Annotated in this window: 20 protein-coding genes, 1 tRNA gene and 5 pseudogenes; 11 read left to right on the forward strand and 15 right to left on the reverse strand. The window is 56.5% G+C overall.

All coding sequences use genetic code 11. The annotated features are described in order from the left end of the window. Positions 1 to 62: 62 nt before the first annotated feature. From KUIN1_RS09800 to KUIN1_RS09810, 3 genes are all read right to left on the reverse strand, one after another. Positions 63 to 1,034, reverse strand: coding sequence for a magnesium and cobalt transport protein CorA (locus KUIN1_RS09800; RefSeq protein WP_024651623.1), 972 nt, complete (start codon positions 1,032 to 1,034; stop codon positions 63 to 65). A gap of 123 nt (positions 1,035 to 1,157) precedes the next feature. Continuing rightward, the gene (locus KUIN1_RS09805; protein WP_010427065.1) at positions 1,158 to 1,847 is read right to left on the reverse strand and encodes a crotonase/enoyl-CoA hydratase family protein; all 690 of its coding nucleotides are present in this window, start codon (positions 1,845 to 1,847) and stop codon (positions 1,158 to 1,160) included. 125 nt (positions 1,848 to 1,972) lie between these two features. Next, entirely contained in the window at positions 1,973 to 2,266 is a 294-nt protein-coding gene (locus tag KUIN1_RS09810) for a DUF6388 family protein (RefSeq protein WP_003396701.1), read from the reverse strand. Between the two features lie 152 nt (positions 2,267 to 2,418). Between KUIN1_RS09810 and KUIN1_RS09815 the strand changes: the two genes are divergently transcribed. Further along, entirely contained in the window at positions 2,419 to 2,748 is a 330-nt protein-coding gene (locus tag KUIN1_RS09815; RefSeq protein ID WP_024651624.1) for an EthD family reductase, read from the forward strand. A 1-nt stretch (position 2,749) separates the two neighbouring features. On the opposite strand, the gene KUIN1_RS09820 is transcribed toward KUIN1_RS09815, so the two are convergent. Beyond that, a complete protein-coding gene (locus tag KUIN1_RS09820) occupies positions 2,750 to 3,169 on the reverse strand; it encodes a hypothetical protein (protein ID WP_003405745.1) in 420 nt (139 codons plus the stop codon). Between the two features lie 150 nt (positions 3,170 to 3,319). Between KUIN1_RS09820 and KUIN1_RS09825 the strand changes: the two genes are divergently transcribed. Beyond that, positions 3,320 to 3,490 (forward strand): DUF6021 family protein, encoded by a 171-nt coding sequence (locus tag KUIN1_RS09825; protein ID WP_003405741.1) that lies wholly within the window; start codon positions 3,320 to 3,322, stop codon positions 3,488 to 3,490. A 65-nt stretch (positions 3,491 to 3,555) separates the two neighbouring features. Here KUIN1_RS09825 and KUIN1_RS09830 read toward each other — a convergent pair whose 3' ends face one another. From KUIN1_RS09830 to KUIN1_RS09840, 3 genes and pseudogenes are all read right to left on the reverse strand, one after another. Then, positions 3,556 to 3,924 (reverse strand): c-type cytochrome, encoded by a 369-nt coding sequence (locus KUIN1_RS09830; RefSeq protein WP_003405739.1) that lies wholly within the window; start codon positions 3,922 to 3,924, stop codon positions 3,556 to 3,558. Positions 3,925 to 3,990: 66 nt separating this feature from the next. Beyond that, positions 3,991 to 4,522: pseudogene (locus KUIN1_RS09835) on the reverse strand (hypothetical protein). A 261-nt stretch (positions 4,523 to 4,783) separates the two neighbouring features. Further along, positions 4,784 to 5,287, reverse strand: coding sequence for a cupin domain-containing protein (locus KUIN1_RS09840; RefSeq protein WP_024651626.1), 504 nt, complete (start codon positions 5,285 to 5,287; stop codon positions 4,784 to 4,786). Between the two features lie 215 nt (positions 5,288 to 5,502). On the opposite strand from KUIN1_RS09840, the gene KUIN1_RS09845 reads away from it, so the two are divergent. From KUIN1_RS09845 to KUIN1_RS28600, 8 genes and pseudogenes are all read left to right on the forward strand, one after another. Beyond that, entirely contained in the window at positions 5,503 to 5,760 is a 258-nt protein-coding gene (locus tag KUIN1_RS09845; RefSeq protein ID WP_003405731.1) for a DUF1652 domain-containing protein, read from the forward strand. Positions 5,761 to 6,350: 590 nt separating this feature from the next. Continuing rightward, positions 6,351 to 6,509: a LexA family protein gene (locus KUIN1_RS28585; protein WP_225650781.1), complete on the forward strand. Its 159-nt coding sequence runs from the start codon at positions 6,351 to 6,353 to the stop codon at positions 6,507 to 6,509. Between the two features lie 75 nt (positions 6,510 to 6,584). Then, positions 6,585 to 6,722 (forward strand): annotated as a pseudogene (locus KUIN1_RS09855) (Y-family DNA polymerase); the annotation flags it as partial. Positions 6,723 to 6,873: 151 nt separating this feature from the next. Next, positions 6,874 to 7,098 (forward strand): annotated as a pseudogene (locus KUIN1_RS28590) (hypothetical protein); the annotation flags it as partial. Between the two features lie 30 nt (positions 7,099 to 7,128). Then, positions 7,129 to 8,361, forward strand: a complete 1,233-nt coding sequence (locus KUIN1_RS09860; protein WP_232060021.1) for a M10 family metallopeptidase C-terminal domain-containing protein — start codon at positions 7,129 to 7,131, stop codon at positions 8,359 to 8,361. Positions 8,362 to 8,592: 231 nt separating this feature from the next. Continuing rightward, positions 8,593 to 9,573 carry an IS5-like element ISPsy2 family transposase gene (locus KUIN1_RS09865; RefSeq protein ID WP_032657254.1) on the forward strand — a complete coding sequence of 327 codons (981 nt, stop codon included), beginning with the start codon at positions 8,593 to 8,595 and terminating at the stop codon, positions 9,571 to 9,573. Between the two features lie 229 nt (positions 9,574 to 9,802). After that, positions 9,803 to 9,931, forward strand: a pseudogene (locus tag KUIN1_RS28595) (DNA polymerase V subunit UmuC); the annotation flags it as partial. Positions 9,932 to 9,993: 62 nt separating this feature from the next. Continuing rightward, positions 9,994 to 10,907: pseudogene (locus KUIN1_RS28600) on the forward strand (tyrosine-type recombinase/integrase); the annotation flags it as partial. Positions 10,908 to 10,929: 22 nt separating this feature from the next. Here the strand turns inward: KUIN1_RS28600 and xopG are convergent. The 6 genes from xopG to KUIN1_RS09905 all read right to left on the reverse strand — a co-directional run bounded on the left by xopG (position 10,930) and on the right by KUIN1_RS09905 (position 14,500). Next, complete coding sequence (xopG, locus tag KUIN1_RS09885) at positions 10,930 to 11,586, reverse strand: XopG/HopH/AvrPtoH family type III secretion system effector (protein ID WP_080269078.1); 657 nt, start codon at positions 11,584 to 11,586, stop codon at positions 10,930 to 10,932. A 349-nt stretch (positions 11,587 to 11,935) separates the two neighbouring features. Then, the gene (locus KUIN1_RS28605; protein ID WP_442963278.1) at positions 11,936 to 12,385 is read right to left on the reverse strand and encodes a recombinase family protein; all 450 of its coding nucleotides are present in this window, start codon (positions 12,383 to 12,385) and stop codon (positions 11,936 to 11,938) included. 172 nt (positions 12,386 to 12,557) lie between these two features. Further along, positions 12,558 to 12,950, reverse strand: coding sequence for a M91 family zinc metallopeptidase (locus KUIN1_RS28610; RefSeq protein ID WP_162885989.1), 393 nt, complete (start codon positions 12,948 to 12,950; stop codon positions 12,558 to 12,560). An 18-nt stretch (positions 12,951 to 12,968) separates the two neighbouring features. Continuing rightward, positions 12,969 to 13,277, reverse strand: a complete 309-nt coding sequence (locus KUIN1_RS28615) for a hypothetical protein (protein WP_161936261.1) — start codon at positions 13,275 to 13,277, stop codon at positions 12,969 to 12,971. Between the two features lie 205 nt (positions 13,278 to 13,482). Beyond that, a tRNA-Ser gene (locus KUIN1_RS09900) sits at positions 13,483 to 13,572 on the reverse strand. A 178-nt stretch (positions 13,573 to 13,750) separates the two neighbouring features. Beyond that, a complete protein-coding gene (locus tag KUIN1_RS09905) occupies positions 13,751 to 14,500 on the reverse strand; it encodes a 3-oxoacyl-ACP reductase family protein (protein WP_003315093.1) in 750 nt (249 codons plus the stop codon). A 113-nt stretch (positions 14,501 to 14,613) separates the two neighbouring features. On the opposite strand from KUIN1_RS09905, the gene KUIN1_RS09910 reads away from it, so the two are divergent. Continuing rightward, positions 14,614 to 15,180, forward strand: a complete 567-nt coding sequence (locus KUIN1_RS09910) for a cysteine hydrolase family protein (protein ID WP_058821963.1) — start codon at positions 14,614 to 14,616, stop codon at positions 15,178 to 15,180. Between the two features lie 13 nt (positions 15,181 to 15,193). On the opposite strand, the gene KUIN1_RS09915 is transcribed toward KUIN1_RS09910, so the two are convergent. Both KUIN1_RS09915 and KUIN1_RS09920 read right to left on the reverse strand, forming a co-directional pair. Beyond that, complete coding sequence (locus KUIN1_RS09915) at positions 15,194 to 17,938, reverse strand: DEAD/DEAH box helicase (protein ID WP_011267302.1); 2,745 nt, start codon at positions 17,936 to 17,938, stop codon at positions 15,194 to 15,196. Positions 17,939 to 18,013: 75 nt separating this feature from the next. Next, complete coding sequence (locus KUIN1_RS09920; protein WP_032655223.1) at positions 18,014 to 18,538, reverse strand: CsiV family protein; 525 nt, start codon at positions 18,536 to 18,538, stop codon at positions 18,014 to 18,016. Positions 18,539 to 18,544: the final 6 nt, after the last annotated feature.

Genomic DNA, 18,544 nt, shown 5'->3' on the forward strand with positions numbered 1-18,544 from the left:
CCGGCGCATGGCGCATCGTCATGCGCTGGCCGGACTGTCTGGATGGGAATGCGGTGGCGGGGTTATAGCCAGCCGGAGCGCTTGAAGCTGGCGAACAGCGCCGTACACCCGCCCAGAATGACACCCAGCACGATGAAGTAGCCGTGTTCCCACTTGAGTTCAGGCATGTTCTCGAAATTCATGCCGTAGATGCCGGCAATGGCCGTCGGGAACGCCAGAATCGCCGCCCAGCCGGCAAACTTGCGCTGCACGATGCTTTGTCGCGAAGACTCCAGCAGCAGGCCGATTTCGATCGTCTGGCTGGCGATGTCACACAGGTTGCCGAGGTCTTCCATCTGCCGCTTGACGTGAATTTCGACATCGCGAAAGTAGGGGCGCATGTTCTTGTCGATGAACGGAAAACTGAGTCTCTGCAATTCTTCGCCCACTTCCACCATGGGTGCCACGTAGCGGCGCATGCGTAACAGGTCGCGGCGCAGGGCATGAATGTGCTGGATGTCGGACTCGCGCAACGAACCACCAATGACGCTCTGCTCCAGTTGCTCGAGCTCGGCGTGGATGGCTTCGGTCACCGGCTGATAGTTCTCGGTCACGAAGTCCAGAAGCGCGTAGAGCACGAAGTCTTCGCCGTGCTCCAGCAGCAGTGGTCTGGCCTCGCAGCGCTGACGCACCAGTCCGTAGGACTTGGAGTGGCCGTTGCGCGAGGTGATGACGTAGCCCTTGCCGGCGAATATATGGGTTTCGATGAACAGCAGCTTGCCGTTGTCGCGTACGGGGGCGTAAGTCACGATGAACAGCGCATCACCGAAGGTTTCCAGCTTCGGACGGCTATGCACCTCCAGCGCGTCTTCAAGGGCCAGCTCATGCAGATTGAACTGATCCTTGAGGCTGGTCAGCTCCGCGTTGGTGGGCTGCTCCAGTCCTATCCAGACGAAATGATCGGGCTTGGCCGCCCAGGCGGCGCCCTCATCGAGGGTGATATCACGGACTTTTTTGCCCTTGCTGTACACCGCTGCTGCAACAACTCGGCCCATGGCGCTATCGCTTCTTCAATTTGTCAGTGGCGCAAAAACATGCGCGGTCGCTGATCAGATTGATCAAATGCGTATGAGTTCGCCGATAAACGAAAGCCCGTTTGCACGGGCTTCGGTTGGGGATCACAGCATGTGCTGTCGATCCTGTTCGATCGCGGCCTCCAGCGTGTCGAGCAAAGCCTTTCTGACCTTGAGTTTGGTCTTCTTGTGCGCGCTCATATTGATCTTCTTCAACTGCCCGGCGACGGCCAGCGCGGTGCTTTGCAGCTCTTCGATGCTGACCACCCGGTCGAGGAAACCGGCGGCCATCGCTGCTTCAGGGTCGAACATCTCGGCGTTGATTACCGAGCGATTGAAAGCCGACTTGCGCAGGCGGTCGCGCGCCAGTTCGATACCGGCGTGGTGCATGGTCATGCCGATCTGCACTTCGTTCAGGCCGATACTGAACGGCCCGGCGACACCGATTCGATAATCGGCGGACAGCAGCAGAAAGGCGCCCTTGGCAACCGCGTGGCCGGGGCAGGCGACGATGATCGGGAAGGGGTGCGACAGCATGCGCCGTGCCAGCGTCGAGCCCTGTGCGACCAGCTCGATCGCGGCCTCGGCGCTGGAGGTCATGACCTTGAGGTCGTAGCCGCCCGACAGAATGCCCGGCTGGCCGGTGAGAATAACGATGGCCCGATCCTTTTCGGCCTGATCCAGTGCGGCGTTGAACGCAACGATCACGTCCGGGGAAATGGCATTGACCTTGCCGTTGTTCAGGGTCAGCGTGGCGACACCGTCGTCCAGATGGTACGAGACCAGATCACTCATGGCGTGATTCCTTTATTGAAGTGAGCAGACGTTACTCATCCATAAGGAACAGGTAAAGCGCTGACTGCCGGGTCACTGAACAGTGTGCCGATCAATGGCTGATTCAGCGCCGACTGCGCTCCGCGTCATGGCTGGATATCGTTGAATCCGCAATACTCTTCCCAGTCCATCCCCAGCGCTTCGGCGACCTGGCGATGGGCTTCAAGGCGCATGCTCTGCAACTGTTCGGGCGACTCGGCAATCAGTTCCAGCGCCAGCTCCCAGGTCTCGATACCCTGGCTCTCGGCTTCGTCTTCGAACGCCCACTGCACTTGCTGCTGTTGCTCCTTGGGGCTCAAGGCGCTGATTTCATCCTTCAGGGTCGGATGGGTCGCGAGGTATTTCGCCAGCGCGGCCTCGTTCCACTCAAGTGTATTCATGCGGTTTTTCCTCAAACGTTTCGATAGCCAGGCTGTCTGTTGAAATAGTCTGGCAAGACGGCGTGATTGTGAGGGAGGAGGCCTTTGGTGTCAGCACTTGCAAGCCGCTGTCCACACGAATTTATTGACCACTTGAACAGGAGCCTGTCGTTATGATCAAAGTCAGCGTGCTGTATGCGTATGAAGAGGGTGCCCGTTTCGACCACGATTACTATCGTGATAAACACATGCCGCTGGTACAGGAACTGATGGGCAAGTACTGCAAGGGTTACAGCGTGGACCGGGGTATAGGCGGAGCAACGCCAGGCTCGGCCCCCGTGTATATAGGCATGTGCCACATTTACTGTGATTCCATTGAAGACTTTGAAGCCGGCATGGGCCCGCATTCAAAGCAGATCAATGCCGATATCATCAACTACACCGACCTGATCCCTGAAATTCAGATCAGCGAAGTGCGCGCCGATGTGAAAACCGCTCTGTAAGTTATCGAGCGGTATCCCGAGAGGCCGCCTGTTTTTTTGAGGACATTCCACCCGATGGATCGAAACACTGACTGTCGTAATGCGGGCTTTGGCACTGCGAAGGAATGTTCGGCGGAGGCGGGCGGTTTCTCTGGAAGGCCTTGTAGCGCTCGGTCTCGATCACCTGCACTCGAGTGCGACCGCCGACCTTCAGGTATTCGGTAGCCTTGAGGTTGGTCTTGTGAACGTAGTCCAGCGGCTCGTCTTCCCATCGCATGTATGACGGCCCCTGGCGTTGCAATGCGCTTTGCGCGTTTTCATCGCACGGGATCGATGCATAACTCACCTTGCCTTGCGGTGATGTGCATTTGAAGATCTCGCCGTACGCTGCGCCGCTGCCCAGCAAAGCGGTCATTGCCAGTGTGATTGAAAGCCTTTTCATGATTCTCTCCTTACATGGCGCAAGGCTACCATTTGCCCTTGACTGCCGCCAGATGCCTCTTTGCAATGTTCCGTTCGTCAGACACATCGCACGGCTGTGTTGAGAGGCTCTCTGAATATCAGGTCCTGAATTCAACAAACGGAGGCGCATATGACCGGCACCCAGCCAGGCAGCAGCAACGGAAACAAGAATGATCCGGGTTTTGACGAGAAGTCACCGAATACCGAAGACCCGCAGATCGACCCTACCGAGCCGGCGAAGACTCCTGCCACCGATAAAGGCAGCAAGGACGATTACCCGCCTTACACGCCGGACAAGTAACTGACAGATTGCCCTCGGTGAGTACCGGGGGCGATTCATATCCGAACCTCGCTTTACCCCGCGTACTACTTGTTGGCGTCAAGGTATTCCAGAAGATCCTCCATTCGCTCATCGTTACCCATCCACCACAGCTTCATGCGGGTGCCAGGTACAACGGCGCTCGGGTCCTTGATATAGGTGCGCAACGCTTCACGCGTCCAGACCAGCCCCGAATTCTTCATCGCGTCGGTGTAAACGTAGCCTTCCTGTTGCCCCGCCTGACGACCAATGATGCCGTTGAGGGGCGGGCCAAATGCGCTGCGTGCAGAGGGGCCGATCTTGTGGCAACCCGAGCAGAGGCGGGTGAACACAGCTTTCCCGGCCTCCGCATCGCCCGCGCCCTTGGCAAGCGCAGGCAGGGTCAGTGCCAATAGGAGTAACGTGGTTTTTTTCATCGATAATCCACAGCGCGTTCTGCCTTGCGCTCAAAAGTGGCAGATTTTAGCGCAATTATCGGCGGATCACTTGCTGGCCGGTATCTGGCTCGACAGTTCGTCGAAGTCGCGCTTGTAACTCGCCATCTCGGATGCGCTGACAAAGCTCTGTTCAAGGACCACTTTCTTAGCTCCGGACTCGATAGTGTCCAGTTGATGAAGGAAGCGCTTCTTCTTTCTGGCCTCCATCCGTGTACCTGCCGCATCGATAGCCGTGCGTAGCTCTGTTGCCCGCTGGTTTACAAAATCCTGGCCGCGACGGTCAACCGTGAGCCCGTCATTTTCGACATAGCCTTCCAGCCCGGTTTTTTTTCAAAACCAGCCACAACGCCTGATCAGGGGTGAACCTACCCTTGAATTTCTTGACCTTTCTGCTGCTGTCCGCGCCCAGGTCGACCGTCACCGGGCAGCCGGATCGATGGGCCAACTGCTGCAAGGCCTCGTCCAGACGTTGCGAAGGCATGTCGTACTCCGCCGGCGTCATCTGACACGCAGCGAACGCAGGAGCCGTCGCCAGACACGCAACAGCGAGAAGCAGTTTTTTCAGGGTGTTTTTCATGATTGACGGGTTTCATCCGGGAGGTAGGGCTTGGAAATCGTTTTCTGCATGATGTTCCCTGTCTGCCCGACGCTTGCTTGAGCAGTCGTGTCCCTTATGTCTCTTGACCCATGCCAGACGTTGCATGCTCAAATCGCAGACAAAGAAAAGCCCGCGATGGGGGGTAGCGGGCTTAAGGTCTTGCTGGGAATTGAGTTAACAATAAACCCGCGAACGTGAAAAAAGCGTGAACTGCCGGATACAATTTACAAACAATTCAAATCAGGGCTCGCCGTCCCAGTAATCGAGGTTTTCCGTGGTCCGCTGGTTGGCGGTGAACACTCGGGTCCCTTGAACGGACACCATGGCCTGGTACTTGCCCGAGTCCGGGTACTCACACACTTCCGGTGTTTCCCGGGTGCTGATCGACAGGTATTTCAGCGGCGCCTGCGAGGTATTGATTATCTGGTGCGGGTAGTCGGCACCCGCGGGGATAAACAGGATATCGCCCGTCCTGATCGGCAGCATCTCGCCCGCAACACGCAAACTGCCTTCGCCCTCGATGATCACGAACATCTCTTCCTGCACATGATGAAAGTGATAAGGGCAGGAGCGTTTGCCCGGCGCCACCACGTCAATCGACGCCCCCAGCTTTTGCGCTGCCGTGCCTGTGCCCAGGCGAGCGGCAGAGCTTTCATACAGCGGTTCACGAACTTCATGTTCGAGGGGAGCTTCGTTGAAATTGCGAATCAGACGAGACGCCAGCTCACGTGCGCGTTCATTCATATCGGTCGAGGCTCGGGGAGTTCAGGAGAGGGTACTTTAGACCAGAGAGCGTGAGGTGTTGCAGGCAGTTACCTCGATCAGGCAAAAACAGCCCCAGACATTCGCCACAAAAAACCTTCCGCGACGCATGCGTCCGTTGCGCGGGTCGGAAACCTATTCGCCTGAAACTCGTCTACACTTCACATCACGATTTGGCCCCTTCCAGAGGACGCACCATGTTTTCAAAACCCGATATTCAGCGAGTTCTTGAAACAGCTTTTCTGCCTTCAAAGTGCGAGTGCGTCGTAGCGCCAAATGAAACCTTCTCGGTGAAGCTTCTCCACCCCGAGTCAGGTGATATCCAGCTCTACGTAACGGGGCTGTCCTTGTCCGAGGTAGGCAGCAGCCGATCCATCGCACGGCTGGTGCTCTCGTTGAGAGAACAGAGAGATTTGATGGGGCAGATGAATTTGTCCCTGAGGCGGATGGCGTAAGGACTGGGCTCGTATTTTGATTGCGGTTTTTTGATCGCATTCACGACGGCCTATCGTCTCCAGCAGGCTAATAGCGGGCATTCGCCCATGCAACGTCGCACAGCCGATTTTTGAAGCGTCAGAAACCACAAAGCCCCTGAATTTCTTTCAGAATTCAGGGGCTTTGCGTTGTATCGATATGGCGGTGAAGGAGGGGGTCTCAAGTAGTCGTCAATGGCGTGCTGGTCGAGCCGCTACCATTAAGCGAATCGTTCAGTTCCTGGGCGAAAATGTGATCACCTAGTTTGCTAAGGTCGTAAAGCTCCAGCCCTAGACACGACACAAAACTTTGTCATGGCTACATCATCACCTAAACCCAGATGTCCCATAGCACGCCGAATACCTTTCCGAACTGGACGAGATGTCTAGCAAAGCGCTCATCACGTTGAAAGCCAAGCTTCGGGGCGACTCGGCCATTAGGCTGCGTATAGATCCCAGAGACGAATGCACCATCGCTCTCAACGACGAAATGCGTTCGAATTTGCGAGTATCGAAAGGAAAGTACAAATGGCACTGCCTGTACGTAGGGCTTGCAACTGGCCACACGTTCTATGACGCCTCACGGCTCCGCAGGTGGAGGGATATTTGATGGTGACTTGATTGTCGTCGACCGCTCCTTGACTGCAGTGCATGGCAGCATTGTCATCGCCTCTGTGAATGGCGAACCGTTGTGTAAACGGTTGACCATACAAGGGCAGAGCGTCGTTTGATCTCGGAGAATCCTGGCTATGCGCCGCGCTACATTCTGGAAGGGGAGGAATTGGTAATTTTTTTGGGGGGCAAGCATGGCGTGCGTACCTTCGACCTCACCTCCTGACCAGGTCTTCGCTCTGATTGATTGCAACAGCTTTTACGCCAGTTGCGAGCGCGTATTTCGCCCTGATCTGGCAAAGGTCCCGATCGTAGTGCTGAGGAACAACAATCTGAGCGATACCGATTGTTAGGAAATCTTGAGCCACAATCACGGTCTGTATGATGCTGTAATGAGTGCGCTCATCGATGTGAGCCCTTGCATTCAGGCAGGGCCGAGCAGTCCATCCATGGGAAATTTCCGTCCTGTTCAGGCGAACTATCATGTCTACCGTCTTACAATCTGCTCTGTCATCAGAACTAGATGAACAAATTACGTTTCATAAACGGCCTTCTTTCAATACCTACACGGGTACGTCAGGCGACGACGCACTTGCCGGTACGTATTGGGACGATCACCTGCTCGGCGGCGCCGGGGATGACACCCTGGATGGACATAGTGGCAGCGACACATTGATAGGCGGCGCTGGGGTAGATACCCTCACCGGCGGAGAAACCTACGGATACGGGGTGAAATTCGTGTTCACGTCGCTTACCGATAGTTACGCCAACGCCCAAGGCTCCCACTCGGACCTGATTACCAGCTTCAGCGAATACGACGTATTGGACCTGACCACCCTGCACTTGGAGCGGATCGGTAACGGCCATAATGGCGACCTGGCCGTAAGCTATGACGCGGCCTCGGATATCACCTACCTGCGCTCGCTGGACAAAGACGCCAGCGGTAATTTCTTCGAGGTACGCCTGGCGGGCGATTATCAAGGCAAGCTAAGCACCTCCAACTTTGTACTGCGTAATGACGGCACGGCCGGCAACGACACGCTCTATAGCCTCAGCACCAAGCAATACGTGCTCAATGGCCTGGACGGCGACGATACGCTGTATGCCGGGAAAACCGGCAGTGTACTGGACGGTGGCGCCGGTGCTGATCACCTGATCGGCAATACCAACGCCGAAACCTTCCTCTATCACCAGATCAGCGACAGTTTCGTCAATGACGCCTCGGGTGTGGCCAGCGTTGACCTTATCAGCGATTTCAACCTGTTCCGTGGGGATGTATTGGACGTTTCCGCGCTAGGCTTCACTGGCCTGGGCGATGGCTATGACGGCACGCTGAATTACGCCTATGACAAGACCCTTGGGCATATCGTGGTGCAGTCTTTCGAAGCTGATGCCCAGGGCAACCGCTTCGAAGTGTATATCGACCAGTCCAACCGCCACGGTAGCATTGCTTACCAAGATGCCGATGGTTTTATCTTCGCCGGTGACAACAGCCATGACGATGCAGACCAGACCCTGACCGGGAAGCCGGGTTGGGATTCGCTGCACACGCAAGACGCGGGCGGTGTTCTGATTGGTGGCGGCGCGGGCGATGCGCTGACAGGCGGTTCAGGGGTAGATACCTTCCGCTATCTGGACAGCAGCGACAGCGTCCATGGCGCCGCCGACCTGATCAAAAACTTCGATGTAGCCCACGACAAGATTGACGTGGCCGCCCTCGGCTACACGGGCCTCGGTGACGGCACCAACGGCACCTTGAAGCTGGTCTACGACAAGGAGCTCCACCACACCTACCTCAAGGATTACGACTTGAACGCCGACGGTCAACGCTTTGAGATCGGTTTGGTCGGTACCTTCACTAAGACCTTCACAGCAGACAACCTGATCGTTGCAGGCACCGTTTCAACAGCCGAGCACGCTACCGTTGAATTGGTAGGCGTTGCGCCAGCAGATAACCATCTGGTGGGATAGTGCAATAATCCACACTGGCTGATCGTCGAGATGTTAGTGAATCGCGGCGAGCTCAGCCAGTGTCTCTTGGACAGGCACTGATACGTGGCTTCTCGGCCAATGACAAAGAGCCCGGTAGCCTTCATGGACCACCGGGCTGTCTGGATCAGACCTGCATGATCTAAGGAAACTCTGAAAAAGACTTCCTAATTTGGCAAAATCTCCGGACACCAGTCGCCGAGCTTTTCGATGATGAAACAGATGACCTTCGCCGACGCCGAATACGCCGGCAAGCGCAAGCGGACCCGTAAGGAATTGTTCCTGATCGAGATGGATCAGGTGGTGCCCTGGAAAGGTTTGATTGCCCTGATTGAGCCCTATTATCCAAAAGGAGAAGGTGGCCGTCCCGCCTACCCACTGATGGCGATGCTGCGTGTTCATCTGATGCAGAACTGGTTCGGCTACAGCGATCCGGCGATGGAAGAAGCACTGTATGAGACGACCATCCTGCGTCAGTTTTCAGGCCTGAGCCTGGAGCGCATTCCAGACGAAACCACCATTCTCAACTTCCGTCGTCTGCTGGAAAAGCACGAGTTGGCGACTGGAATTCTCGGCGTAATTAATGGTTATCTGGGCGACCGTGGCTTGTCGTTGCGTCAAGGCACCATCGTCGATGCCACGCTGATTCACGCGCCCAGTTCGACCAAGAACAAAGATGGCAAACGCGACCCTGAGATGCATCAAACCAAGAAAGGTAACCAGTACTATTTCGGCGCCAAGGCTCACATCGGCGCCGACGACGAGTCAGGCCTGGTGCACAGCGTGGTAGTAACAGCGGCCAATGTGGCAGACGTCACGCAGGTTGCCAAACTGCTGCACGGCGAGGAAAACGTAGTCTGCGCCGACGCAGGTTACACCGGGGTAGAGAAGCGCGAAGAACATACTGGGCGCAAGGTCATTTGGCAGATTGCCGCCCGCCGTAGCACTTACAAAAAACACGGGAAACGCAATGTTTTGTACAAGGCGATCCGCAAAATCGAGAAGGCCAAGGCCCAGGTTCGCGCCAAGGTCGAGCATCCGTTTCGGGTAATCAAACGCCAGTTTGGCTATGAAAAAGTGCGCTTTCGGGGCTTGGCCAAGAACACCGCGCAGATGGTGACGTTGTTCGCCCTGTCAAACCTGTGGATGGCCCGCCGACATTTGTTGGCGAGCGCAGGAGAGGTGCGCGTGTAATGCAGGAAATGGTTACTGCAAAGGGCTTTGCAGCGGCCGAAAGAGCTGAAAAACGAAGAAAATTGAGCAAATTTCGACATGCATCGTTTTTTGAAAAGTGCTGAGGACTCGGTAGCCGGAAAACATCCGGCTACTTCAGACCTTCCCTAACCGGAATATCTATTAATGAATAATTTAACTTGAATATCAGTAGGTTGTGAGCTGCTAGCAGTTAGTATCATTCATATATAACGACGGCTGTGTGATCGCCCGCAGCTATGATGCGAAAGATCACGTCAAGATGGGCGCGCCTTATTATCAGGTCAAGGATTTGTTGAAGCGCAAGGGCATCCTGGCGTTCAGCAGTAACTATGCCCTCTAGTAAGTTAGGTGGAATGCTTCTGAGCTACCCTGATTCTGTCGACGTTCTGGGGGATCGCCATGGCCTCTACAACTGCCTCTTATGAGCACGTGCTTCACCGCTACCCAAGCGTTCAGGAATGGCTGACACTGCTCGATAACCTGGGAAGAGCGCCGGCTACTTTGGATGCGTACGGCAGGGGATTGGCGCATTTACTTGCTCCACTGCGAAGCCTCCGGTCTGGAGGCTGAATCCGTCACATTTGAGCAAGTAACGCTCTACATCCGTCGGCTACTGCCCGGGCAAGAAAACGCGGTGGCGAATTCGACCTTGCACCAGCGCCTCACCGCGATCCGCCTGTGGTACGACTACCTGGTCTTTCAGGGGCGTTGCGCACAGAATCCGGTACCTCGCGGCCAGCACGGCCGCTTGTGTCAGGTCCCTGGACATTCAGGCTTTGTGAGAGGGCTGGTATCTCGCTTGATAAAGCTGCCCGACATCCCCACGGATGAGCAGTGGCGATACTTTCTGAGTATCGCGGCCAGGTCGTCTATTCGTGATCGGCTTATGCTCTCGTTGGCGTACTGCGGTGCGCTCCGTCGTGCCGAACTGGTGGCCCTGAGAATCGAAGACCTGGATCTCGCCCATCGACTCATTTCAGTGCGCGCAGAGACGACCAAAGGCCGACGCAGCCGCGTCGTGTGCTACAGCCCGGACATTGCGCCGATGCTTGGAACGCATCTTCATGCGCTTCGTCTGGCCGGTTGGTCAAAAGGAGCCCTGTTTCGATCCGAGTCTGATCGCAATCGTGGTTTGGCACTCACGCGGTGGACGTGGAGTAAAACGGTAGAAAGATGGGCCACAGACTCAAATCTGTCCTGCCTTAGCACACACACTTTTCGTCATCTGCGACTCACCCCATTTGGCCCGTGCGGGGTGGAAACTGCATGAATTGACAGCCTATGCAGGTCACCGGGATCCGAAGACCACTTTGAATTTACTTACAGTAGGTTGTCCTATTGATGTGGCCTGTACTTCATGCGCAGAGGCAGACCGTGTTCAGCACGGATGGAGTTCTCTGACGGTTTTTTTGTAAGTGAATAGCGGTACTTGTCTAATCCAACGGCCCTAAGTTCCTCTTTGCCAGATCCCGTACGTGGATTATAGCGATCTCCGCCATCCGCTAAGGAACTCCCATTTAACACGTGTCGAGCATGAACGAGCTCATGAGCCAAGGTCGTGATTTTGTCGTCGTTATCCATTCCAAGGTGTAACGGTGAGCCATTCTGATTTAAGCGTATGCTTGCTTTGTCTGGTGACCAGCCAATAATCGCATTGCTTCCTTCACCTTTGGTAAAGGTCCCCTTTCGTGATAGCTGTGATGCAATGTGTCGATTCTCGTTAAAGTTTTCTGGTTCGTACTTTTCCAGTTGCCTCCCGCTCAGAACAGCTTCGGTATAACACTGGTTATTTATTTCAATCTCTTTTAGTGTGACTTTTCTATCTTTTTGACTGGCAAGAGTGGATATTTTTCGCAATAGCTTATCGCCAGAGGGGCCGGCGCTGATATGGTCAAGCGCTTTCTCTGCCTGTTCTTTGAATGTGTGAGCTGCTGTCGGTTCGCTACTGAGGGGGGCGATATAGATGCCTGGGTATCGAGACGGAGTGATCATGACTATCCTAAGAAGTTAATTGAGCTATATGATCGCTTGAAATTGCAACTATTGGCGCTACCCCAATTGTTGCTGACATGGTTTGGCAGGGAGTCCAATGGACCATCCAGGATTACCTGAAAATTACACTCCCGTGTGCATACATCTATGTCGTAGATATGTTGCGCTGCTTGAGTGGCCCTTGAGATGGGTTCGGTTCCATACAAAGGTAACGTAGTGTGCAATCAGTCGAAAAAGGCATCCTCTGCGTGATGCTAAGGTGGCATTGATGTTGGGGAAACGCTTTTTTCACGCCTCATCGGCCTCTAAAAACGGGTCCTATGCGACTTTACGACGTGTTTCGTTAATTTCAGGCGCACTTCCCCCCCCTCAGGTCCTCAGATACTTGGGGGTGAGAGAGAAAACGGACAAAATAGGGGGGGTGCGGCTGAGAGCGAAATGACACCCTAAGCCGCTTCGCGATGCCTGCGCGCAATTTCAGTGAAGGTGCTTTTGTTGATATCAGGATCTCAGGCGATTCACCTGTAGCTGCGGCAATTGCGTCCATGACTTTTGGGTCAAGCTTGTCGGATTTTGGACGTACTCCCGCTTGGCTCCCTAGTTTACGTCCTCGAGCACGAGCAGCCGCGAGACCCGATTTGATTCGCTCGCAGATCAGATAACGTTCGAACTCCGCAATGCCGGAGAGAAACGTCGCCAGCATCCGACCATGCGGGGACGAGAGGTAAGAATACGGCGCAAGGGCTGATGCTGCTTGTGCTGATCCGTGGATGGTGCGCGGGCAATTGCTGCCGACCATGAAGCTGCCTGGCGACAGCCAGAACCGCCACGTAGCAAAGAGAAGAGGGGAGCGCCCACAGAATTCGGGAACATCGTGCGCTAAGCCTACGGCACCTATGCGCACGATGTTCCATGGCTCCCCATACCCATCAACGCCAGCTACAAAGCCGCCCGGTACTCCATCAGCTGGATTACATATCTGACCAGCGTCTGGCGTTGAGCGATCTGAGCCGTGCCTCCGTATATTGCGAGTTCCGTTCAGGCGGCTCACGAAAATTTGTTCCTGTATTCCCTGAGTAACTTGTGCGAGGCGCCAATCCATGCTCGCGACGTATTGCGTTTTCTGACGGATATTCGTCTTCGTACTGCCCGATGCCAACCGTTCGGAGTTCTTCCTCCGCCGCTCCGCTATCTTCGTCGACATCCGGTCGGCCTCGACTCACTCGGTATTGAGTACCTTGTAACGTTCTGGATGCATGAATAAGTTCATGACCGAGAAAGACGTAAGCAAGGCTTGGGTCAGGTTGCCCATTGACAGACTGGTCAGCGAGTCTCTGGGGCGTGGTCACAAGACGCCAAAGCATGATGCCGCTTATAAAGCTTCACTGTCTCTCCGGACCTTTGGTTGATTTTCCATTCCACATAAACGGCGACATGAGCCAAAGGGGCATGGCAATAATCGAGTCCATGGTTCCTGCCGTGGAGGTGTATAGCATCGACGGAGCCTTTACAGATTGGATGGCATCCAATTCCTCTCTGAATTGCTCGCGCAGCTCAGGCACTTCAGGAACATTGGCAAAAACGAGACGATTATTAATTGCTAGATAAAGCCGAGTTTTAGCATCGCTTTTGTGGGTTGCGAGTATTTCCACGGAATCCCGCAGGCGGCATCTGAAATTCCCTAAAGCCATGGCCTGCGTTCCTCGTCAGTCGACGCGCTGCGCCGGTCCAGCGCTTTTCAGGCCTCACTACAACTGAGAGCAGCAAGACAGCGAATCTTGCTGCTCTGTCCCATATCTGTCCCATGGAGCGTCCCACGGCCATTTTTTCAGACCCCAGAAACCAAAAAACCCCTGAATTCCTTTCAGAATTCAGGGGTTTTGTGTTGTATCAATATGGCGGTGAAGGAGGGATTCGAACCCTCGATACAATTTCTTGTATACACACTTTCCAGGCGTGCTCCTTAAGCCACTCGGACACCTCACCGTATCTCGACGACAACGTTGTGTCTGCCGAGGCGCGCTAATGTAGTCGAAAGCTTTTCCTAACGCAAAACTTTTTTTCAGATTTTTCATGCGCTTAAGCAAATAAACTCTGATTCGCCAGTAAAAGGCCCTGGCACGGGATGCGGCCCTTGGGCCAAGGGCCGCTTGTGGTGGTGGCGTCAGGCGCTGAAGCCGCCGTCGATGGTCAGGCTGGCACCGGTGATGTAGCCCGCTTCAGGGCCTGCGAGGTAGGCGACGAAGCTGGCGATTTCTTCGCTGGTGCCGTAGCGGGGCAGGGCCATCAGCGCTTTCAGGGTTTCGGCGAATTCGCCCTGCGCCGGGTTCATGTCGGTGTCCACCGGGCCGGGCTGAACGTTGTTGACGGTGATGCCTTGCGGACCGAGGTCGCGGGCCATGCCTTTGGTCAGGCCGATCAGCGCTGATTTGCTCATGGCGTACGTGGCGCCGCCCGCAAAGGGCATGCGGTCAGCGTTGGTGCTGCCAATGTTGATGATGCGGCCGCCTTCTTCCATATGTCGCGCGGCTTCCTGGCTGGCGATGAATACGCTGCGCACGTTGATGGCCAGGGTCTTGTCGAAGTCCTGCATGCTGAATTCATTGAGCGGCGCGATGGCCAGAATGCCGGCGTTATTGACCAGGATATCCAGCCTGCCAAGGGTCTCGGCAGTGGTCTGCACGGCCTGGCGGATGGCTTTTTCGTCGGCGCTGTCTGCGCGAATGGCCAGTGCGCGGCCGCCATTGGCGACGATGCTGTCCTGAATCTCCAGAGCGCTGACCTCGGAGCTGACGTAGGTAAACGCCACGGCAGCGCCTTCTTTGGCCAGGCGCTGGACGATGGCTGCGCCGATGCCACGTGAGCCGCCCTGCACGAGCGCTACTTTGCCGGCGAGTTTAAGGTGTTCGATCATGATGTTCTCCTTGGGGGCAGGTCTCGGACAAGCCTGAGGCTGTCGACGATTGCGACCAGAATAGACCTTGATTGCGATAGTCTTGCTGAACCAAAAGTTCGGACTGATTCATCATGGATATTCAAGACAACAGCGCGCTGATCCTGATCGACCTGCAGCAGGGCATCCATCATCCCAGGCTCGGGCGACGTAATAACCCACTGGCCGAGAGCCATGTCAGCGCTCTGCTCAGTGCCTGGCGGCAATCCGGGCGGCCGGTGATTCACGTCCGGCATTTTTCGACGTCACCCGAATCAGTGTTCTGGCCGCAACAGTCAGGGGTCGAGTACCAGCCGGCGTTCGTGCCGCAAGCTGATGAGCGTGAGCTGAGCAAGCAGGTCCCCGACGCGTTTTGCGGGTCCTTTCTGGAAATGTGGTTACGCTCCGACGGCATCAGGCAGTTGGTGATCGCCGGTGTGGTCACCAACAACTCTGTCGAGTCGACCGCGCGCAGTGGCGGTAATCTGGGGTTTGACGTGCTGGTTGCGCACGATGCCTGCTTTACCTTTGATCAAAAGGACTTCTTCGGCACGCCGCGCAGTGCCGAAGAGGTGCACGCAATGTCGCTGGCCAATCTGCATGGCGAGTACGCTACGGTCCTGTCGACGGCGCAGATTCTCCAGCAGGTGGCTGTCGAATAAGCGCCTGACACGCCTACTTGCGGGTTTTCTTCGGTGCGGCGGGCAATGGGGCGAACAGCGCCTGCAAATCTTCGTCGCGCAGCTTCCAGTCGCCGGTTGTGCGACCGTCAAGCACACCCGAGGCCAGCGCTGATTTTTCCCGTTGCAGGCGCTGGATTTTCTCTTCCACGGTGCCGCGCGCGATCATCTTGTAGACGAACACCGGCTTGTCCTGGCCGATACGGTACGCGCGGTCGGTCGCCTGATTTTCCGCTGCAGGGTTCCACCACGGATCGTAGTGGATCACGGTATCGGCGGCGGTGAGGTTGAGGCCGGTGCCGCCTGCTTTGAGGCTGATCAGGAAAATCGGCAGCTTGCCGCTCTGGAAGTCATGAATCGGCGTGCGGCGATCGCGGGTCGAGCCGGTCAGCAGGGCGTAGGCGATACCGCGTTGCTTGAGCTCTTCCTCGATCAGGCTGAGCATCGAAGTGAACTGCGAGAACAACAGAATCTTGCGACCTTCGGCCAGCAATTCTTCGAACATCTCCATCAGGCTGTTGAGCTTGCCCGAGGTGCCCTGTTTGCTGTTGACCGGCATGTCCTGATTGACCAGGCGCAGGTCACAGCAGACCTGACGCAGCTTGAGCAGCGCTTCGAGAATGATGATCTGGCTGCGTGCCACGCCTTTGCGGGTGATTTCGTCCCTGACCTTTTTGTCCATCGCCAGGCGCACGGTTTCGTACACATCGCGCTGCGCGTCGTTGAGGTCGACCCAGTGGATGATCTCGGTCTTGGGTGGCAGTTCGGTCGCCACCTGTTCCTTGGTACGACGCAGCAGGAATGGCTTGATGCGCGCATTGAGGTGATGCAGGCGGTCCTGGTTGCCATGCTTTTCGATGGCGGTGCGGTAGTTGCTGTTGAATTCCTTGCTGTTGCCCAGCCAGCCGGGCATCAGGAAGTGAAACAGCGACCACAGCTCGCCCAGGTGGTTTTCCAGCGGCGTGCCGCTCAGGCACAGGCGCTGACGGGCGTTGAGGTTGCGTGCGGCCTGGGCGGCCTTGCTGTTGGGGTTCTTGATGTACTGCGCTTCATCGAGAATCAGCACATGGAAGGGCTGTTTTTCGAGCAACTCCAGGTCCCGTGGCAGCAAAGCGTAGGTGGTCAGGATCAGGTCGTAATCCTGAAGGTTGCCGGCATCCTGATGGCGGTTGGCACCGTACAGGGCCAGCACTTTGAGGTCCGGGGTGAAGTGCTCGGACTCGTCCAGCCAGTTGGGGATCAGGCTGGTCGGCATGACCGCCAGTGCCGGGCGATCGAGGCGTCCGGCCTGTTTTTCCATCAGCAGGTGGGCCAGGGTCTGCAGGGTCTTGCCCAAGCCCATGTCGTCGGCCAGCACGCCGCCGACTTCCAGCTCGCGCAGCGACTGCATCCAGCTCAGGCCTTCCAGCTGATACGGGCGCAGCGTAGCGTTCAGCCCGTCGGGCAGGCTGACCGGCGCGTCCTTGATGTTGATCAGGCGTTCGGCAAAGTGACGCAGGCGGTCGCCGCCCTGCCAGGTCAGCGGCAGGTCTTCGAGCTGGGTAAGGCGTGCCGCATCGGCTTTGCTCATGCGCAGCGCGTTGTTGCCCTCCTGACGCCAGTAGAAGTCCCCCAGCGTCGCCAGTACCGGCTTGAGCCGGCCGTAGGGCAGGGCGATCTGTACCGGGCTGCCGCCGCTTTGCGTGAAGTGATTGAGCTGCACCAGCAGTTGTTCTTCGTCCCCGCGCTTGGCCACGGCCGACGGGCTCATCAGTTCGGGATGGCTGCGGATCAGGTTGATCAGGATCGGCAGCAGGCTCAGGCGCTCGCCGTTGACGATGATGCCCAGTTCCAGATCGAACCAGTCGCGCTCGTTCTCTTCATCGATGACCGCGTACCAGTCTTCCACTGGCGTGACGTCGAAGCCGAACTCTTCCTGAATGTCGATTTCCCAGCCTTGTTCGCGCAGCCGCGGCAGGTCATCGAGGACAAAATGCAGCCAGGCCTTGTCGTTGGGCAGTTCGTACATGTCACCGGCGCTGTCGGGCAGTGCCTTGCTTTGCCGGGTGGCGACCTTGAAACCCAGATCGGCCAGTTCCTGGCGCAACTGCCGCTCCCGTTCGCCCTGACGACGGATGCGCAGGGTTTCGGTGTCGGTGTGTTCGATGATGTCGCTTTTCTGATTCACCAGATCGCTGCCCAGCGAACTGACCAGAATGCTGACGTTGGTGGTGCCGACCGCGTAATGCTTGCCGTAGGCAAAGGCCAGCGCGGCACGGTGCTGAATGTGCCGCTGCATGCGCCCGTTGCGCGGCTCGTAGGCACTGAACTCGATGCTGGCCAGAATCAGCCTGGGCCGTGGCTGCAGGTCATCGATCAGGCGCTCCGGCAACCTGGGCTTTTGTTCGACAGGCTTTTCCATCTCTTGCTGGTGCGAGGCCAGCGCGGCCTGCAGCAGCGGACGGTTGTGCGGGTCCTGCAGAAACAGCAGGGCGGCCACGCAGTGTTTGCAGTCGTTGCGAACCGGGCAGGTGCATTTGCAGGTCAGGTAGTTCTTGTAGCGATCGGGGTCCTTGAACAGCAGCGTCTGGGTGTAGATTTCCAGGCCCGAGCCCCGACAGGCGGTGCGGATGATCTGCGGGCTGGAGTCTTCCAGCACGATGCGTTTTTGCCGGGCGTAGTCGCGCCCTCGCTCAAGCGTTCGCTCGTGGAATAGGTCTGTCCAGGCCGCAGCCAGGACTTTTTCGAGAATGGACGACAAGTTTTAAAAAGCCCTACGCCGCAGCGATGCTCAAAAAGAAAGGGGACGCTTGGGCGTCCCTTGCGTACGTAAAGATCAAAGAGGAGAAACCTTGATCAGCAACGCGAGGTTGCCATTGTCCAGATAGGTCAGCTCACCGTTCTTTACCCTGGCAGTCTGCTTCAATCGTTCACTGCTGATGACCACGCCATGCGGGTCCAGCTGGTTGACCCAGAATTGTGCACCAATATCGGTGAAGCGTGCCATCGCCAGACTCACGGTACCCTCGATCGGGAAATGCCCAAGCCGCTCTTCACCACTGGTGATGGCGACCTTGCCCGGTTCGGTGCCGATGCTCTGCTGCCAGGCGCGCTGCATCAGTACTTCATAGTGGCCGCTGCCTTGCAGTTTGCTCGCCAGATCATTGAGCGCGGGGCTTCGTTCATCGTTCGCGTCGATCTTCTGTGCGCCCTTGTCCCAGTTTTCCGGTACAAGCTGGCGGGTCGAGGCCGGCTCGCCGCTCTGGCGAAACAGCAGAATCTCGACTTGATACAGGCCATCGGCGAACGCGGCCGGCGTGATCAGCGCCAGCAGCAGGATCAGTGAACGAAACAGAAGCATGCGTGA

Source organism: Pseudomonas sp. KUIN-1 (assembly GCF_009176725.1).
GTDB lineage: Bacteria > Pseudomonadota > Gammaproteobacteria > Pseudomonadales > Pseudomonadaceae > Aquipseudomonas > Aquipseudomonas fragariae.

Bases quoted from the DNA above. Each gene is read 5' to 3' on its own strand.
- KUIN1_RS09800 (WP_024651623.1), bottom strand. From the start codon at position 1,034: ATGGGCCGAGTTGTTGCAGCAGCGGTGTACAGCAAGGGCAAAAAAGTC.
- KUIN1_RS09805 (WP_010427065.1), bottom strand. From the start codon at position 1,847: ATGAGTGATCTGGTCTCGTACCATCTGGACGACGGTGTCGCCACGCTG.
- KUIN1_RS09810 (WP_003396701.1), bottom strand. From the start codon at position 2,266: ATGAATACACTTGAGTGGAACGAGGCCGCGCTGGCGAAATACCTCGCG.
- KUIN1_RS09815 (WP_024651624.1), top strand. From the start codon at position 2,419: ATGATCAAAGTCAGCGTGCTGTATGCGTATGAAGAGGGTGCCCGTTTC.
- KUIN1_RS09820 (WP_003405745.1), bottom strand. From the start codon at position 3,169: ATGAAAAGGCTTTCAATCACACTGGCAATGACCGCTTTGCTGGGCAGC.
- KUIN1_RS09825 (WP_003405741.1), top strand. From the start codon at position 3,320: ATGACCGGCACCCAGCCAGGCAGCAGCAACGGAAACAAGAATGATCCG.
- KUIN1_RS09830 (WP_003405739.1), bottom strand. From the start codon at position 3,924: ATGAAAAAAACCACGTTACTCCTATTGGCACTGACCCTGCCTGCGCTT.
- KUIN1_RS09840 (WP_024651626.1), bottom strand. From the start codon at position 5,287: ATGAATGAACGCGCACGTGAGCTGGCGTCTCGTCTGATTCGCAATTTC.
- KUIN1_RS09845 (WP_003405731.1), top strand. From the start codon at position 5,503: ATGTTTTCAAAACCCGATATTCAGCGAGTTCTTGAAACAGCTTTTCTG.
- KUIN1_RS28585 (WP_225650781.1), top strand. From the start codon at position 6,351: ATGACGCCTCACGGCTCCGCAGGTGGAGGGATATTTGATGGTGACTTG.
- KUIN1_RS09865 (WP_032657254.1), top strand. From the start codon at position 8,593: ATGAAACAGATGACCTTCGCCGACGCCGAATACGCCGGCAAGCGCAAG.
- xopG (WP_080269078.1), bottom strand. From the start codon at position 11,586: ATGATCACTCCGTCTCGATACCCAGGCATCTATATCGCCCCCCTCAGT.
- KUIN1_RS28605 (WP_442963278.1), bottom strand. From the start codon at position 12,385: ATGGTCGGCAGCAATTGCCCGCGCACCATCCACGGATCAGCACAAGCA.
- KUIN1_RS28610 (WP_162885989.1), bottom strand. From the start codon at position 12,950: ATGCTTTGGCGTCTTGTGACCACGCCCCAGAGACTCGCTGACCAGTCT.
- KUIN1_RS28615 (WP_161936261.1), bottom strand. From the start codon at position 13,277: ATGGCTTTAGGGAATTTCAGATGCCGCCTGCGGGATTCCGTGGAAATA.
- KUIN1_RS09905 (WP_003315093.1), bottom strand. From the start codon at position 14,500: ATGATCGAACACCTTAAACTCGCCGGCAAAGTAGCGCTCGTGCAGGGC.
- KUIN1_RS09910 (WP_058821963.1), top strand. From the start codon at position 14,614: ATGGATATTCAAGACAACAGCGCGCTGATCCTGATCGACCTGCAGCAG.
- KUIN1_RS09920 (WP_032655223.1), bottom strand. From the start codon at position 18,538: ATGCTTCTGTTTCGTTCACTGATCCTGCTGCTGGCGCTGATCACGCCG.